Origin of the sequence: Paenisporosarcina sp. OV554 (genome assembly GCF_003058165.1) — a bacterium.
Taxonomy (GTDB): Bacteria; Bacillota; Bacilli; order Bacillales_A; family Planococcaceae; genus Paenisporosarcina.
In genome coordinates, this window is record NZ_QBUC01000015.1 from 1 (window position 1) to 15,563 (window position 15,563).

A 15,563-nucleotide genomic window follows, 5' to 3' on the forward strand; every position below is an offset into this window, starting at 1 on the left:
CAAACGAATAAACGTGTCCTTTTGATCCGAAATATTAAATGGAGCTAATGGAGACATATATGGTATGCCAAAAGAACGTAAACTGCATAAATGCAGAATAAGAGCAATTAAACCTATCGTAATTCCAAACAAACCGAACGCTGCTGCGATTGCCATAAATACAAAGCGGAACATCCTAACAGCGATAGACAAGTCATAAGTAGGAGAAACAAAACTTGAAATGGCTGTTAATGAAACTACGATGACCATCGCAGCAGAAATTATGCCTGCTTCAACGGCTGCTGTTCCAATTACAAATGCCCCTACTATAGACATGGCTGCACCGATGTTTCTGGGCATTCTTATACCTGCTTCACGCAAAAGTTCAAAGGTGACTTCCATTATTATTGCTTCAACAAATGCCGGAAATGGGACGCCTTCCCGTTGGGCTGTCAAACTAATAAGGAGTGCAGGTGGTAGCATTGAGTGATGAAAAGTGGTGATTGCAATAAATAATGATGGTGCCAATAAAGCAATTGTAAATGCAAAAAAACGAAGAAGCCGAATTAGACTCGCAATATCTGCGCGTTGATAGTAGTCCTCGGAAGATTGGAAAAATTGAACAAATAATGCTGGAACAATCAGTACAAAGGGTGTTCCATCAACTAAAATAGCTATGCGCCCTTCCAATAGTGCCGCAGCAACTATATCTGGACGTTCTGTATTAAAAACGGTGGGAAAAGGTGAGAGAGGTGCATCCTCAATCAATTCTTCGATGTTTCCACTTTCAAGAATTCCATCAATGTCTATTTTATCCAAACGCAAATGGACTTCTTTCACCATTTTGTCATTTGCAATTCCCTTCATATACATCACGGCAACGTTCGTTTTCGTTCGTTTTCCAATAATTTTTGATTCCATCCAAAGATTTGGGTCTTTAATTTTCCTGCGAACTAAGGCTGTATTTACACGTAAATTCTCGGAGAAACCTTCGCGTGGTCCCCTGACTACCATCTGAGCTGTTGCTTCGGTTACTCCCCGATCAACCCATTGTCTGTTGGAAATGAGTAAACCTTGCGCATATCCATCAATTAAAATAATCGTATCTCCCGATAAAAGACCAGTAAAAAGTACGTCAAAATCAGTTATATCTTTAATTTCTCCTACTGTCATGGCAAAGTCTTTTAATACACTAATAAGATCTTGTTCAGGAGTTATCTTTTCCTGTATTTCAACCCCTTTGATATCTAGCATGAGCGTTTCCAAAATGAAGTTTTGTAATGAAGGTGTATCGGTTAACCCATCTGTATAAATAATACCGGCTTTAATGGTTCCTTCATTTCCAATTCGAATTTCTCGAATGATAATATCCGTGCTTTTTCCTAAAGAAGTGTTTATGAATTGTAAATTTTCTTGAAGACTTGTGTTTAATTCGATAGTTGAACTTTTCTTCATTTTTTGGTCAAGTGAAGTGGACTGGGGTTTTATTTTATTATTTTTCTTTTTAAAAATGTCCATACACTACCTCATTTACTATTTGTTTTTTTGTTCGCATCTGAAACCGGGATTGAGTTTATGATTTTCCTATTATTGACCTTTACATAATAAACTAAACCCACCCAGCTTAATAAATAGAGTTTAAAGACCATTGATAAATATGGACAAAACAATAAAAGCGATAAAACCATTGTTAGGTTTTATCGCTTATTTTACAAAAAGAACAATGGAATGCAGGAGATTTTACACCAGGCACTCCATTTATGATTACAACTTAGTTGATTATATAAACATCCCTGCAATATTCGCCATAATTCAAATAATATTTCGATACAAAATTTTAGCGGAAAATCTTTTATTCATAAAATGAAACTGTCGTGGGAATACTTTATCTAGTAATTCAAAATGGGAGGATTCTAAATATGAATACTGTAGAAAATGCATTATCTATTTTCGCCTTGGGTGGTGTAAATGAAATCGGCAAAAATATGTATGTATTACAAGTTGAAAATGATATTGTGGTGATCGATTGTGGTTCTAAATTTCCGGATGAGAGTTTACTTGGAATTGATTTGATCATCCAGGATATTTCATATTTGAAGGAAAACAAAGACAAGATTCGGGCGTTGGTTGTTACCCATGGTCATGAAGATCATATTGGAGGCATCCCGTACCTACTAAAACAATTGAATATGCCCATTTATGCAACAAGATTAACCATGGGACTAATTGAAATTAAGTTAAAGGAACACCGAATCCTCAGAGAGACCGAAACACATTTAATCGACTCCAAATCAGTCCTTAACTTCAACTCAATTAAGTGTACGTTTTTCAAAACCAATCATAGTATTCCGGATTGTCTAGGTATAGCCTTCGAGACACCTGAAGGAACAATCGTACATACGGGTGACTTCAAGTTCGATTTAACTCCTGTGAATAATGAATACGCTGATATTCATCAGATGGCTGAAATCGGTAAAAATGGAGTCCTCGTTTTATTATCGGAAAGTACCAATGCGGAACGTCCAGGTTCTACACCCTCCGAAAGTCTTGTAGGTGGACACATTGAAGATGCATTCCGCAAAGCAAGTCGAAAAGTGTTTATATCAACCTTCGCTTCGAATGTCCATCGCGTCCAGCAAGTTGTAGACGCTGCACAAAAGACCAATCGTAAGCTTGCTTTACTCGGCAGAAGTATGGTCAATGTCGTATCGGTTGCTATGGAACAAGGTTATTTAAATGTTCCTGAAGGCATGCTAATTGAAGCACATGACGTTGGTAGAATGGATCCTGAAAGCGTGGCTATACTTTGCACAGGGAGCCAAGGCGAACCAATGGCTGCTTTATCACGATTATCGAGCTCCAATTATCGTCAAGTAAGCATTCTCCCTGAAGATACTGTGATATTTGCTTCTTCTCCGATACCTGGAAATGAACGCAATGTATCTAAAGTTATCGATAATTTATACTTATTGGGAGCAAAAGTGATTTACGGTTCGGGAAGTGCCACTGGTATGCACGTTTCTGGACATGCTCAACAGGAAGAATTGAAACTCATGCTGACTTTAATGAGACCAAAATACTTTATCCCTATTCATGGGGAATACAGAATGCTTCATCAACATCGTCAATTAGCGGAATCTGTTGGAGTAGAAAGAGGCAACATCTTTATTATTAACAACGGAGATGTTGTCGATGTGAACAACTCACTTGCTCGTCAAACACGAAAAATCCCTTCTGGAAACATTTTCGTAGATGGTTTGGGGATTGGTGACGTCGGAAACATGGTATTACGAGATCGTAAGTTGCTTTCTGAAGATGGGATGATTGTCATCGTTATTACCCTTAGTAAAGTGGATGGTGAAATTATAACCGGACCAGACACCATTTCTCGAGGATTTATTTATGCCCGTGATTCGGAAGAATTAATGAATGAAATCAATCAATTAGTTATTACCACCGTTAAGACAACAAAATCATCAAGTGGCAATCAACGTAGTGTGTTAAAACAAAGTGTAAAAGCAACCCTTGGTAAATTCTTATTCACTAAAACGAAAAAAAGACCCATGATTTTGCCAATCATTATTGAAGTTTAAAATCTAAAAACCATCACGATATTATATTGTGGTGGTTTTTATTATGGTAATAAACGAATTTGACGCCGATTAAATGTTCCGATTATAATAAATGGTTTTAATTGAATCCCCCAAAAATTGTTCAGTCGCTGCAGTATTGATTTTCTCTATAAATTCCGGACGTACGAGATGAAGAAGCTGTTGTTCAACGTCATGTACATGTTGTAACGCGCTAAGCACCTGTTGATCCCATTTTTCATAATAGGTAAGAAGATCATCTGGGTAAACTAATTTTCTCTCCGTTCCTTCTTCTGAGATACACTCAAAAGGTTCATCAATATTTAACGTACCATAGTCATCTGTTAGTTGTTCCCCTGGGTAAATGTCTCGAATTGCTATCTCAAGCTCATAAGCAGTTCCCATGCAATTCGCATGAAAACTGTGGTTCACATATTTCCCAAGATCCCAACATAAAACAAACTTTCCATCTTGATTTCGATATGCGTATTTCTTTATGAGCTCGCCTTTATATTTATCCACAGTATCTAGATAATCAGCTTCAAGAATTTGGTCAAGCTCATCTAATGCCCATATAATGGTTCCCTTAGGGATAAATTGAGTAGCAAATACGCCAAAACCCATTTGCTCATTTATAAAACGTAGTTCAGTATGCGGATGAATCATGTCAGAGTATTCCCCTTTACAAAGTTGGTATTAAAAATATTCTATGCAGGTGGGGAACTACTTGTTGGGACATTAAGTACTTCTTTAGATTCATCTAGGCACTTAGAATGAAAAGTTAACTCAATGTGAGTTTTTAATGAACATGTAATTTCACAAAAACACCTCCTGGAAAATTTATATTCCGGGAGGTGTTTTTTTCACTACGCTACTACTTCGACTTTTCACGGTCAATTCCTTTTCATTTTGCATCAAGACAGCACCTAGGATCACCGTCCATTTAGGTGACGGAAGACCAAATTTCAAATTCAATGTATTTCTCGCTGTCCCCATCTCCCTTTTTGTCATTTTCTACTTAACAAAAGGAGGTAAACCACGAAGTGGATTCGGGTGCCTTAATCGATTCATTGGATTCTTTCCTTCCTCACTAAGGATTATCCAAACAAAATAAACCGAAACTTTTTTCTTGACCTATTATCCTATTGGATTAAAGACTATCACGAATTGAAGGAGTAAATTTAAATAATTACTCGAAAAATGTAATTTAGTGATGGTAATAAGTGAAATTATATGTAAAAAGGAGGTGAATATACAACATGCACAGTTCTAATAGACTAGTATTGTTAAAAGTAAAATAGGCATTCAAGCACATTGTAATGCCTTATTTTTAAGAATATTCTATTAATGAAAAAATATTAGGAGGTTACGAGTTGAACAAGTTTTGGAAATCTAGTATTACATCTGTTGTGTTTGTAGGTACATTAATCACCGGTATGTCTGGTGGTCTAGCAAGTCCGATTTCTGAAGCTCCCCTTCACCAAAAAGTCTCTCACACTTCTCATTTTGCAGGGGAGATTGACCTCACAATTGTAAATGAAGAAAAATTGATCCAAGCATTAATTAAGCGTGGTGTGATTCCAGCAAAGGCAACAGAAGCACAAAAACAAAAAGGCTTACACAGCTATTTAGAACTTAAAGGGAAAGACGAATCCAATTTAAAAGCAAGTAAGGATCCTTTAGCTAAGCAAGTGAAACAAGCAGAAGCGAAGAAACAGAAAGAATTCAAAGAATTTAATAATGGTTTATTGAATGGAAATGGCAATAAAAACGGTCAGTTTAAAAAACAACCAGATCCTGTTAAAGAAGGGGCATCACCAGGTGTAGTGAAACAAGGTAAACTATTAACACTAATGGTAGAATACTCTGATTTTGAACATAATAATCTCCAACCAAATGAAACAGACAACTACTACGAAGATTACAACACGAAGCATTTCGAAGATATGATTTTCGGTGACAATGGCGTGAAAGGTCCGAATGGAGAAACGTTTGTTTCACAGAAACAATATTATGAAGAACAATCTGGTGGTACGTATACGATTGAAGGAAAAGCATATGGTTGGTTAAAACTTCCTGGTACTGCAGCATTTTATGGTGCTGATAGAACTACTGGCGGTCATGATAATGTAGCACCAGGCGGATCAAAAATATTAGTAAAAGATGTATATAACGCGGCTAAAGCGGCTGGTGTTCCATTAGAAGATTACGATTTAGAAGATTCACATGATTTAGATGGAGATGGTAATTTCTGGGAACCAGATGGATTAGTGGACCACTTACAAATCATCCACTCTGGGATGGGTCAAGAAGCTGGCGGTGGTTCATTAGGAGATAAAGCAGTTTGGTCACATCGTTCAGCATCATTAGTGGATCCCGATGGACTAGGAACTGGCCAACCAGGATTCTACGATTACACAGTAATGCCTGAAGATGGGGCAACTGGTGTATTCGCACACGAGTATGGTCATGATTTAGGGTTACCGGATGAATATGACACGGCATACTCTGGAGCGGGTGAAGCAGTTGCATATTGGTCTATCATGTCTGCGGGTTCTTGGGCTGGCAAAATTCCTGGCACAGAACCGACTGGATTCTCTCCATGGGCTAAGCAATATTTCCAATCTACATTAGGTGGCGAATGGTTTGAACCAGCCACATTAGATTGGGAGGATGTTTCTTCGAAAGGTACACAGTTTTTATTAGATCAAGCGAATTCTCCACTTGGTAAAAACAACCAAGCAGTTCGCATCAATTTACCGAAAAAAGAAACACCTGTGAACACACCGAAATCTGGTAGCTATGAATTCTGGGGTGGTCAAAAAGATGAAACCGATTCAAACATGGTGACAAACGTTGATTTGACAGGAAAAACTTCTGCTACATTAACTTTTGATGCTTGGTACGAAATTGAAGAAAAATGGGATTTTGCATTTGTACAAGTTTCTAAGGACAACGGTGCGACATGGAAATCTCTTGGAAATGCAAACACGAGAAGTGATGTTGTTCCAGAAGGTTATCCAACGATTCTTAATTCAATGCCTGGTCTAACAGGTCATTCTAATGGTTGGACTGAACAATCGTTCAATTTGAATGAGTATGCAGGACAAAATATTAAACTTCGTTTACGTTGTGTAACGGACTGGGGTACTTCGGAACTTGGTTTCTTTGCGGATAATGTGAAAGTAGTAGCTGATGGACAAACAATCGTAGAAGATGGCGCCGAAACAGAAACAACTAAGTTCACTTTGAATGGGTTTGAGCGTTTCAACGGTAATAAATTAATGAATCATTACTATTTACTAGAGTGGAGAAATCATGCAGGTGTGGATGCAGGTTTAGGCAACATTGCTCGTGGTAATTCACTAATGAGCTATGACGGTGGTTTAGTAGTGTGGTATGTGGATGACAGTTACACGGATAACTGGACTGGGGCTCACCCTGGAGATGGTTTCTTAGGGGTTGTTGATGCACATACGAACACCGATTTACGATGGAATATTGCAGATGGTACGCAGTTACAAGCAAGTTCTCGCTTCCATTTAGCGGATGCAGCGTTCGGTTTAGATAAAACATCTGGATTGAATTTGGTTTATCCAACTCAAACATTGGACTATGCAACTCAAAAAGGTGTTCGTTTGTTTGATGATTCGAAGTCATTCAGCAATTCGTTTATGCCCGATGCAGGTCGCGATTTGCAGTCATATGGACTGAAAATGACGGTAAATGGTAAGGCTTCAGATAAGTCTGTAGGGTCAATCGTCATTTACAAATAAGCATAGAAATCCCAGTAACGCATATGTTACTGGGGTTTTTTGCATGATGTTTAAACGTTATCATCAATGTAAGATACTATCATTTACATCCCTTCCTTTATGACCATATCAGCATGTTCTTTCGGACGGACTGTGCTTAAATAAAAGTCTTCTGCTTTCCAGTACCGTTTTGTGAACTTTGAAATATTTTCTTGTGCCTCTTCACTTTCGCGAAGAAATCTCTTACTCCTTGGACAATCCAAGTACACAATCTTATCAAAGAAAATTCTCCATTCTTTTCGTTGAAGAAAAACTCCTTCAATAACAATTACACCATGCACTGGAAGTTGAATGGTCCTCAACATACTTGTGTCAGAAGTAAAATCATAAAATGGCAAGTTTAATTCATTCGATACTTTTAGTTTTTCAAATAATTGATGGGTTAACCATTCAACATCCCATTGTAATTGGTAATATTCAATCCATTCTTCATTCTCTGTATGATACCTTTTTTCGCGCTCCACTATATGATCATCAATATGAAGCACTTGATGTGGAATATTTCTCTCTTTTAAACTTTCACAAAGCTTTTTGGATAGAGTCGTTTTGCCTGATCGACTTAAACCGTCAAGTCCTAATATAAACCGTCCATTAGTGCCACTGGATGAAATGAGTTTTAGTAATGCCTCAACATGGTTCTCCAAAATTCTTCCCCCTTTTCATAATCTTTCCTACAAGAGCTTCTGTATTTTAAGGTAGTATATCTTATTTTGGGTTATATAATAATAATCCTTCTTGTAAATAAGTTCAGTTTTTTAAAGGGTTTTATGAAGTCCATAACGAAATGTGAACTTTATATGAGTGAAATTACAAAAATATTGCTAGGAGGACTATCTATGACAGTAAATCAAGAATTACAAATTATGCGAACATTTGACGTTCCAAAAGAAACTCTTTTTAATATGTGGACACAACCTAATCATCTGAAACATTGGTGGGCGCCGATAGGTTTTACAGTAGAAATTAACAAGTATCGAGTTGGAGTCAGGCGGTACTTTTCATTACAGCCAAACATCAGCAGATGGTCAAACTTTGTGGGGTAAATTCGTCTATCGGGAAATCGAAAACCCAAATCGACTCGTCTTCGTTAATTCCTTTTCCGATGAAATGGCCAAGACTGTTCGAGCTCCTTTCCATCCAAATTGGCCACTTGAGATTCTCAATAAACTGATTTTTACAGAGTCAAAAGGGAAAACCACCCTTATGATGCAAGGAATACCTATCTCTGCATCTGAAGAAGAACAAGCTCTCTTTCGGGCTTCACATGAAGGAATCAAACAAGGATTTACTGGGACTTTTGATAAGTTAGAGACTTATTTAGAAGAATTAAAAGAATATGTAAAAATGGATTAAAATCATGATGAACTTCTGTAATTTATGGTCTTAAACCGTTTGACTCTGTGGTGCACCCTATCCTTTAAGATGAAGGAAGAGGAGGACCCGTATGTATAAAATCAGTGAGTTTAGTGAATTAACTGGTTTAAGTAAAGAAACTCTTCGATACTATGAACAACAACAATTACTTGAAGCTGCATTTGTAGACGATTCAAACAATTATCGCTACTATGATGACGGTTCGTATTTTCTAGCTATTCTTTTACAAAAACTTCGAAGTTTTGGCTGTACCATTCAGGAAATGAAAGATGTCATGCGAGATGAGTCTTTCACAAATTTGGAAGTACTGCTCCATCAAAAGAAAGAACGTCAAAACATGGAGATAACTCAAAAACAACAAACGATCCATGAAATTGAAGAATTTATTCGAACTGGGCAGGAGGGCGAAACATGAAATGGATTGAAGAACGTCTTATAGATGCACCGATTGACGTAGTGTGGAGTTTATTTGAAGAAGAACAAGCTAAACGGATCATGCCTAAAGTAGTAGAAAATCGTTGGCTGGAGAAAAAGCCAGAAATGAAGGGTTCGACTTATGAACAAACCTATCAAGAAGGCAAACGAAATGAAACATATGTAGTGGAAATCGTCGAATATGAAAATACGGATCATCGTAAACACAAGCGTATTCAATTTCAACTTGCACGTGCATTTGAAATGAATCTTGCTTTCACAATGGAACAAGTAACGAAACAGCAAACTAAATTCATTTATGCTGGATCCAATCGCGGTATCAATTTTGTTGGAAGAGCGATGCTTAAGCTTGGCAGTAGAGTCAATGGAGATCATGTGATTCAAGAATTTTTAGACAGAGTAGAACAAGAAGCATTGCACGATTACAAAGTCCTTAATTGATATATACATATATACTTACACTAAAAACAAAACGCACCCGCTTTCGCAGATGCGTTTTCTGTATTTAGGCTACCACATGAAATACGAAATTCATCAGGAATAACCCTGCAATTACGTAAAGTGTTGGTGAAACCTCTCGCCATTTTCCAATCGCAATCTTTAAGATTGGATACAAGATAAACCCAATGGCAATACCATCAGCAATACTATACGTAAACGGAATCATGGCAACAATAAGGAGCGCAGGAAAAGTTTCACTTAAGTCTTTCAACTCAAGGTTTCGAATATTCTGCAACATCAAGCTACCAATGATTATGAGAATCGGAGCAATTGCACTGTCTGGGATAAGCTTGATAACTGGAATGAAAAATGCAGCTACCAAAAACAGCAGACCAGCAGTTACCGTTGTAAGGCCAGTACGCCCACCCGCAGCCATACCTGCAGCGCTTTCGACAGCGGCCACTGTTGGGCTGGTGCCGAAGATCCCAGATGCCATAGCCGAAACCGAGTTCGCCTGAAACGCACGACTAAATCGGTCAGACCGATTGATAAACGAGACTTGGCCATGCACAAGACCTATGTTTTCAAACACAATGACCATTGTGAGTGAGAACACCGCTATCCAAAACGTCATGGACCAGAAATTCTCGAACGATAATGCACCGAATGCATGAAATGCTTCAGCTGCTCCGAAAGACGCGTTGTCTGATTGATTGAAATCAATTAATCCAAAGAATGATGCAATACCGGTTCCCACCACAATTGTGATGAGAAAGTTTCCTGGAACGTTGCGGATAAATAGCACGATTGCGACGAGAAAAGTTAAAATCGTTGCAAGTACTTGGGGATCCCCCAAAGAACCAAGAGCCAATATGGAACTTGTTCCTTTTTCAACGATACCGCCTTTTTCGAGACCAATAAGCATCAAAAATAATCCAAGACCCACCGTAATTGCCTCTTTCAAGGATTGCGGTACAGCCGCGCTCAGCATTCTCGAAAAACGTGTGAACGCAATAAACACGAAAATGACGCCTGATACGAAAACGACTGCCAGTGCTTCCTGCCAAGACAAGCCCATTGATTGGACCATCGTATAAGAAAACAGTGCATTGATTCCCATGCCTGGTACCAGCAGAATAGGCACGTTACCCCATAAGCCCATGACGAGACATCCAAACACGGATGCAGCAATCGTCGCTACTATCGCAGCCTCAAGTGGCATCCCCGCTTCAGACAGGATAAGTGCATTCACAGCAATAATGTAAACCACTGTAAAAAATCCAATGATCCCCGCCATAAGTTCACGCTTTACAGTCGTTTCGTTCGCTTTAAGACCGAAAAATCGGTCAATCCAATTAAACATTTTTTCAACCTTCTATAAAATTAGCCCTCTCCCAACCCGCTCTGCCTGATAAACAGGTGAGCCATTATGCATTCTAATCATTATCGAGTCAACTGTCAATCTTTTGATTCTGTTTCCTTAAAATTTAGGCATGTTGCAAAGCCACTAAAATTTATAGAGACCATGTAAAAAAGACGTTACATTTTTCTTAGTAACGCCTTCTTCTTTGATCTTTTATTTTAATTTCAGGTTATTTTAATTGCCATTTTCTTTAGTTTCTTTTTGTTTAATTTTTAATTGTTTAGGCAAATGATCATTACTTGTCATTAATTTAGAGATGTATGCTATGGCATAGTTATAACCAGTATCTATTTTCTCAGATAGATAATTGGTTCGTTCAAAAAGAGTAGTTCTGAAATAATCGACTTGCCTTATTATCTTCTCTGTCAACGCCTCTTGATTTTCCAGTCGATTTAAAACTTCCAGTTGAGTTTCAGCTTGCTTTGAAATTTGTTGCGATAGCTGATTTTGCATATCTAGTTGCTCATCCACTTTTAATTCAAGTTGCTCATTTGTCAATCCGTATTTATCTAACTTATTTACCACTTCGGAATTTGAATGGTTCAAGGTGTCCATATAATTTTTCATTTCTACTTTAAATATCACTTCATCTTTTAGAGTCACTTGAAGTGTCGAATTTTTTTCATCTAATTTTTCTAACCAGGCCAATACCTGATTATCAACTTTTTCATGTTGATAATTCAATTTTCTTTGTTCACTTATCCCGTACTGAAGATACTTCCACCGGTTGTTTTGTCTATTTGTTTGTTTGTAACAAAAACTTTTTAGTTCATTAAGTGATTGTTGTAAGGTTTCATTTGTTTTTTGTTGTTCATCTATCATGTCAGACATTTGATTCTTTCTATAGAAACCTTGGTTAGAATCATTAATTTGTCCATTATTTTTATAAACATCTGGATGCTTCTCGTTATTAATAAATAAACCCATCGTTATTTAGTCCCCCTTCTGAAGTACTTTGTATATCTTATGCAATTCATATAAGATACGGCATTCAGAAGATTGAAAGGAAAAACCTGTTGAAGAACCTCTAAAAATCATTTCACTTTTAAAAAGACGGATCACGCAAAGTTTATTGTAAAAGAATCCGATATAGTTTTGTCTTGAGTAGCCTTTGAAAGTACTGCAGCCTAAAGGAATTTCGATTTTTATGTGTCTCAATTCGCTATCTCTGTTTATTCATAATTTTTTTCATGTTTTCTTTTCATCATTCCAAATGCCGAATCTTTAAGCTCTCTTCAGAGTACTATTAATATGTTTCTCGATACTAACGTTTTTCAACATCCAGTTCCGCTTCGATTTTAGAGACCTTCGAAGACTCAGCCATACACCAGTATACAAGGAAGCTCACAAAAATACAGCCAGCTACATAGTAGTAAAATAGCGATTCGTGACCAATGTTCTTCAACCATAACGCGATGAATTCCGCCGTTCCGCCGAAGATTGCGACGGTGAATGCATATGGTAATCCTACTCCAAGAGCACGGATTTCAGTCGGGAACAGTTCGGCTTTAACAATCGCATTGATGGAAGTGTAACCAGTGACAATGATGAGACCTACCATCATGAGCAAGAAAGCAACTACAGGACTTGTTGTATTCTCCATGATTATGAAGATTGGAACCGTCAGTAAGGTTCCGAGGACGCCAAAAGTCATCAATAGAGGGCGTCGTCCAATTTTATCAGACAGCGCGCCCGCTAGCGGTTGCAACACGACAAAGATAAGCAATGCAATAAAGTTAATCCAGCTGACGATTTCCTTTTCAAGTCCTACTGTATTCACCATGAACTTCTGTAAATATGTTGTGTAGGTATAGAAGGCAACAGTTCCTCCAAGTGTTAGTCCAACAACTGTCAGGACCGCTTTCGGGTGTTTCATGAGAGCTCGAATGGTACCAGCGCTCTCTTCTCTATACCCCACTCAGATTCTATTAATCCAGGTTTCAGAAAATTTTATTTCTTTCCATTTATTTATATATCACACATACGTTTGGATTGAATTGAGGGAAATATAGCTATTGCCCTGACCGAAAAAATAAAAAAAGGAGTAGTTTTTAAACTACTCCCTGAAGAATTTTATTAAATACCACCTAGATACGCCAATTTAATTTGCTCACTTGCTTGTAACTCTGCTGCAGGTCCTGAAACAACTACCCGCCCAGTTTCAATCACATACCCTCGATCGGCAATGGAAAGGGCAACGTTGGCATTTTGCTCAACCAATAAAATCGTCGTGCCTTCACGATTGATTTCTTCAATAATTTGAAATATTGTTTTTACCATCAAAGGTGCTAAACCCATAGATGGTTCATCAAGTAAAAGAAGTTTAGGCTTTGCCATGATGGCTCTTCCCATTGCAAGCATTTGTTGCTCCCCACCTGAAAGTGTTCCAGACAACTGTTTCCGACGCTCATATAAGCGAGGGAAAAGTTCATATACTTTCTCAAAATCTTTGCGTATTTCCTTTGCATCTTTTCGTAAATAAGCACCCAACTCTAGGTTTTCAACAACTGTCATATTTGAAAAGACTCGTCTTCCTTCTGGCACATGAGATATTCCAGCTTTCACAATACTTTGAGCTGGCTTACCTGAGATGGAAGAATCTAAGTAGTTGATAAGCCCTGCTTTTGGCTTAATTAATCCTGATAATGTTTTTAGGAGAGTACTTTTCCCTGCTCCATTTGCTCCGATTAACGTAACAATTTCACCTTCATTAACTTCTAGAGATATGCCTTTTAATGCTTGAATATTTCCGTAGTATACATCTAATTGTTCTACTTTAAGCATGATCTTTTGGAACCTCCTCTCCTAAATAGGCCTCAATTACTTTAGGATGGTTACGGATATGTTCAGGTGTCCCATCTGCAATCAACACACCATGATCTAGCACATAAATTCTTTCACAAATTCCCATAACCAAGTTCATATCATGCTCAATTAATAAAATAGTTAAATTGAACTTTTCTCGAACAAAAGCGATTAATGACATTAAGTCGTGTGTTTCTTTATGATTCATCCCTGCTGCTGGCTCATCTAATAATAGTAATTGAGGTCCTGCTGCTAAAGCACGGGCTATTTCTAATCTTCTTTGCTTTCCATAAGGGAGATTTTTGGCAAGCTCATCTTTGTATTGATCCAATTCGAAAATCTTGAGAAACTCTAATGATTTCTCTTCCATTTCTTTTTCGCCAGAAAAGTGAGATGGTAAACGGAAAATCGAGCTAAACATCGAATGCTTCGCTAATGAATGATAAGCAACTTTCACATTATCTAACACAGATAATTCATTAAAAAGTCGGATGTTTTGGAACGTACGACTAATCCCACCACGTGTTACTTGATATGGTGCAAGACCATTCAAACGTTTTCCATTGAACAAAATCTCACCTTCAGTTGGTACATATACGCCAGTCAATAAGTTGAAGCTAGTCGTCTTTCCAGCGCCATTGGGTCCTATTAGCCCAATTAACTCTCCCTGATGGATTTCTAAGTTGAAATCAGAGACAGCCTTAAGTCCACCAAAACGAATTCCTACATTTTGTACTTGAAGTAAAGGTTTACTTACCATATTGGTTGTCTCCTTTCGTACCTTTCCACGATTTAAAATAATCGGTGATTTCGCGTGTTCCCATTAATCCTTTAGGTCGATATAACATAACAATGATCAATATCAGACTATAAATGATCATACGTGTTTCGGGATAGCTTTGGAGGAAAGTTGATAAAATCGTTAACAGCACGGCTGCTATTACTGCTCCAGATAGACTTCCTAACCCACCTAATACAACGTATATTAAAATATCAAATGACTTTAAAAACGTGAAGTTTGTAGGTTGAATAATATAAAAATTATGAGCATATAAAGCACCTGCAACCCCTGCAAAAAACGACCCTATAACAAAGGCTGTGACTTTGTAATATGTTGTATTTATCCCCATAGCATCTGCAGCAATCTCGTTTTCTCGTATAGAGATACATGCGCGTCCATGTCTGGAATTAGTAAAGTTCACAATCACAATAATCGTAATTACTAAACAGACGAAAGAAGTTGTCCATGTAGTTAATTGAGAAACTTGCATACCTGCTGCCCCGCCAACATAGTCAATGTTAAGAAAGACAATTCGAATAATTTCTCCAAATCCCAAGGTTGCAATTGCCAAATAATCGCCTCTTAATCTTAGAGAAGGAATCCCTACGACCATTCCGGCTAACGCTGCAACCAAACCACCCATGACGATTGCTAAAGAAAAAGGTAGATGAAGTTTCATTGTCACGATAGCCGATATGTATGCTCCTATTGCTAAAAACCCAGCATGACCGATTGAAAATTGTCCCGTAATCCCAATCACTAAATGTAAACTTACGGCTAATATTATGTTAATGATAATAAAGATGAGTGTGTTTGAATAAAACTGATTCAAAATTCCTGTAGTGATGAGATACTGGATTACTCCATAAATCACTATCGATAAAATAATAATTAACCAGAAACTGTTTATCTTTTTCATA

At 37.6% G+C, this 15,563-nt stretch carries 14 protein-coding genes and 1 pseudogene; 6 read left to right on the plus strand and 9 right to left on the minus strand.

Features of this window, described 5'->3' with window-relative positions; all coding sequences use genetic code 11:
• Window positions 1–1,497 (minus strand): spore germination protein (locus C8K15_RS13010; RefSeq protein WP_108586837.1); only part of this gene is annotated, 1,497 nt, incomplete at its 3' end.
• Window positions 1,498–1,898: 401 nt separating this feature from the next.
• Here C8K15_RS13010 and C8K15_RS13015 point away from each other — a divergent pair.
• Window positions 1,899–3,572 (plus strand): ribonuclease J, encoded by a 1,674-nt coding sequence (locus C8K15_RS13015; protein WP_108586838.1) that lies wholly within the window; start codon window positions 1,899–1,901, stop codon window positions 3,570–3,572.
• A 69-nt stretch (window positions 3,573–3,641) separates the two neighbouring features.
• On the opposite strand, the gene C8K15_RS13020 is transcribed toward C8K15_RS13015, so the two are convergent.
• Complete coding sequence (locus tag C8K15_RS13020) at window positions 3,642–4,235, minus strand: SET domain-containing protein (RefSeq protein WP_108586839.1); 594 nt, start codon at window positions 4,233–4,235, stop codon at window positions 3,642–3,644.
• A gap of 707 nt (window positions 4,236–4,942) precedes the next feature.
• On the opposite strand from C8K15_RS13020, the gene C8K15_RS13025 reads away from it, so the two are divergent.
• A complete protein-coding gene (locus tag C8K15_RS13025; protein ID WP_108586840.1) occupies window positions 4,943–7,345 on the plus strand; it encodes an immune inhibitor A domain-containing protein in 2,403 nt (800 codons plus the stop codon).
• 83 nt (window positions 7,346–7,428) lie between these two features.
• Here C8K15_RS13025 and C8K15_RS13030 read toward each other — a convergent pair whose 3' ends face one another.
• Window positions 7,429–8,028 carry a kinase gene (locus C8K15_RS13030; protein ID WP_108586841.1) on the minus strand — a complete coding sequence of 200 codons (600 nt, stop codon included), beginning with the start codon at window positions 8,026–8,028 and terminating at the stop codon, window positions 7,429–7,431.
• A gap of 192 nt (window positions 8,029–8,220) precedes the next feature.
• Here C8K15_RS13030 and C8K15_RS21190 point away from each other — a divergent pair, with 192 nt between their 5' ends.
• The 4 genes from C8K15_RS21190 to C8K15_RS13045 all read left to right on the plus strand — a co-directional run bounded on the left by C8K15_RS21190 (window position 8,221) and on the right by C8K15_RS13045 (window position 9,634).
• Entirely contained in the window at window positions 8,221–8,427 is a 207-nt protein-coding gene (locus C8K15_RS21190; protein ID WP_255421113.1) for an SRPBCC domain-containing protein, read from the plus strand.
• Complete coding sequence (locus C8K15_RS13035; protein WP_304590800.1) at window positions 8,363–8,737, plus strand: SRPBCC family protein; 375 nt, start codon at window positions 8,363–8,365, stop codon at window positions 8,735–8,737. Before C8K15_RS21190 ends, C8K15_RS13035 begins: the two co-directional genes overlap by 65 nt.
• Before the next feature lie 91 nt (window positions 8,738–8,828).
• Window positions 8,829–9,173 carry a MerR family transcriptional regulator gene (locus C8K15_RS13040; RefSeq protein WP_108586842.1) on the plus strand — a complete coding sequence of 115 codons (345 nt, stop codon included), beginning with the start codon at window positions 8,829–8,831 and terminating at the stop codon, window positions 9,171–9,173.
• The gene (locus tag C8K15_RS13045; RefSeq protein WP_108586843.1) at window positions 9,170–9,634 is read left to right on the plus strand and encodes an SRPBCC family protein; all 465 of its coding nucleotides are present in this window, start codon (window positions 9,170–9,172) and stop codon (window positions 9,632–9,634) included. Before C8K15_RS13040 ends, C8K15_RS13045 begins: the two co-directional genes overlap by 4 nt.
• Window positions 9,635–9,698: 64 nt before the next feature.
• Here the strand turns inward: C8K15_RS13045 and C8K15_RS13050 are convergent, their stop codons facing one another.
• The 6 genes and pseudogenes from C8K15_RS13050 to C8K15_RS13075 form a co-directional block, all read right to left on the minus strand.
• Complete coding sequence (locus C8K15_RS13050) at window positions 9,699–10,997, minus strand: NCS2 family permease (RefSeq protein WP_108586844.1); 1,299 nt, start codon at window positions 10,995–10,997, stop codon at window positions 9,699–9,701.
• A 234-nt stretch (window positions 10,998–11,231) separates the two neighbouring features.
• Window positions 11,232–11,984 (minus strand): hypothetical protein, encoded by a 753-nt coding sequence (locus tag C8K15_RS13055; protein ID WP_108586845.1) that lies wholly within the window; start codon window positions 11,982–11,984, stop codon window positions 11,232–11,234.
• Window positions 11,985–12,321: 337 nt separating this feature from the next.
• A pseudogene (locus tag C8K15_RS13060) lies at window positions 12,322–12,966 on the minus strand (MFS transporter); the annotation flags it as partial.
• A gap of 167 nt (window positions 12,967–13,133) precedes the next feature.
• Window positions 13,134–13,841 carry an ABC transporter ATP-binding protein gene (locus tag C8K15_RS13065; RefSeq protein WP_108586846.1) on the minus strand — a complete coding sequence of 236 codons (708 nt, stop codon included), beginning with the start codon at window positions 13,839–13,841 and terminating at the stop codon, window positions 13,134–13,136.
• Window positions 13,834–14,622 carry an ABC transporter ATP-binding protein gene (locus tag C8K15_RS13070; RefSeq protein WP_108586847.1) on the minus strand — a complete coding sequence of 263 codons (789 nt, stop codon included), beginning with the start codon at window positions 14,620–14,622 and terminating at the stop codon, window positions 13,834–13,836. The genes C8K15_RS13065 and C8K15_RS13070 overlap by 8 nt, the downstream gene beginning before the upstream one ends.
• Entirely contained in the window at window positions 14,612–15,562 is a 951-nt protein-coding gene (locus C8K15_RS13075; RefSeq protein ID WP_108586848.1) for a branched-chain amino acid ABC transporter permease, read from the minus strand. Before C8K15_RS13075 ends, C8K15_RS13070 begins: the two co-directional genes overlap by 11 nt.
• Between the last annotated feature and the right edge of the window lies 1 nt (window position 15,563).

Bases quoted from the DNA above. Each gene is read 5' to 3' on its own strand.
- C8K15_RS13070 (WP_108586847.1), bottom strand. From the start codon at position 14,622: ATGGTAAGTAAACCTTTACTTCAAGTACAAAATGTAGGAATTCGTTTT.
- C8K15_RS13040 (WP_108586842.1), top strand. From the start codon at position 8,829: ATGTATAAAATCAGTGAGTTTAGTGAATTAACTGGTTTAAGTAAAGAA.
- C8K15_RS13075 (WP_108586848.1), bottom strand. From the start codon at position 15,562: ATGAAAAAGATAAACAGTTTCTGGTTAATTATTATTTTATCGATAGTG.
- C8K15_RS13055 (WP_108586845.1), bottom strand. From the start codon at position 11,984: ATGGGTTTATTTATTAATAACGAGAAGCATCCAGATGTTTATAAAAAT.
- C8K15_RS13065 (WP_108586846.1), bottom strand. From the start codon at position 13,841: ATGCTTAAAGTAGAACAATTAGATGTATACTACGGAAATATTCAAGCA.
- C8K15_RS13050 (WP_108586844.1), bottom strand. From the start codon at position 10,997: ATGTTTAATTGGATTGACCGATTTTTCGGTCTTAAAGCGAACGAAACG.
- C8K15_RS13020 (WP_108586839.1), bottom strand. From the start codon at position 4,235: ATGATTCATCCGCATACTGAACTACGTTTTATAAATGAGCAAATGGGT.
- C8K15_RS21190 (WP_255421113.1), top strand. From the start codon at position 8,221: ATGACAGTAAATCAAGAATTACAAATTATGCGAACATTTGACGTTCCA.
- C8K15_RS13015 (WP_108586838.1), top strand. From the start codon at position 1,899: ATGAATACTGTAGAAAATGCATTATCTATTTTCGCCTTGGGTGGTGTA.
- C8K15_RS13045 (WP_108586843.1), top strand. From the start codon at position 9,170: ATGAAATGGATTGAAGAACGTCTTATAGATGCACCGATTGACGTAGTG.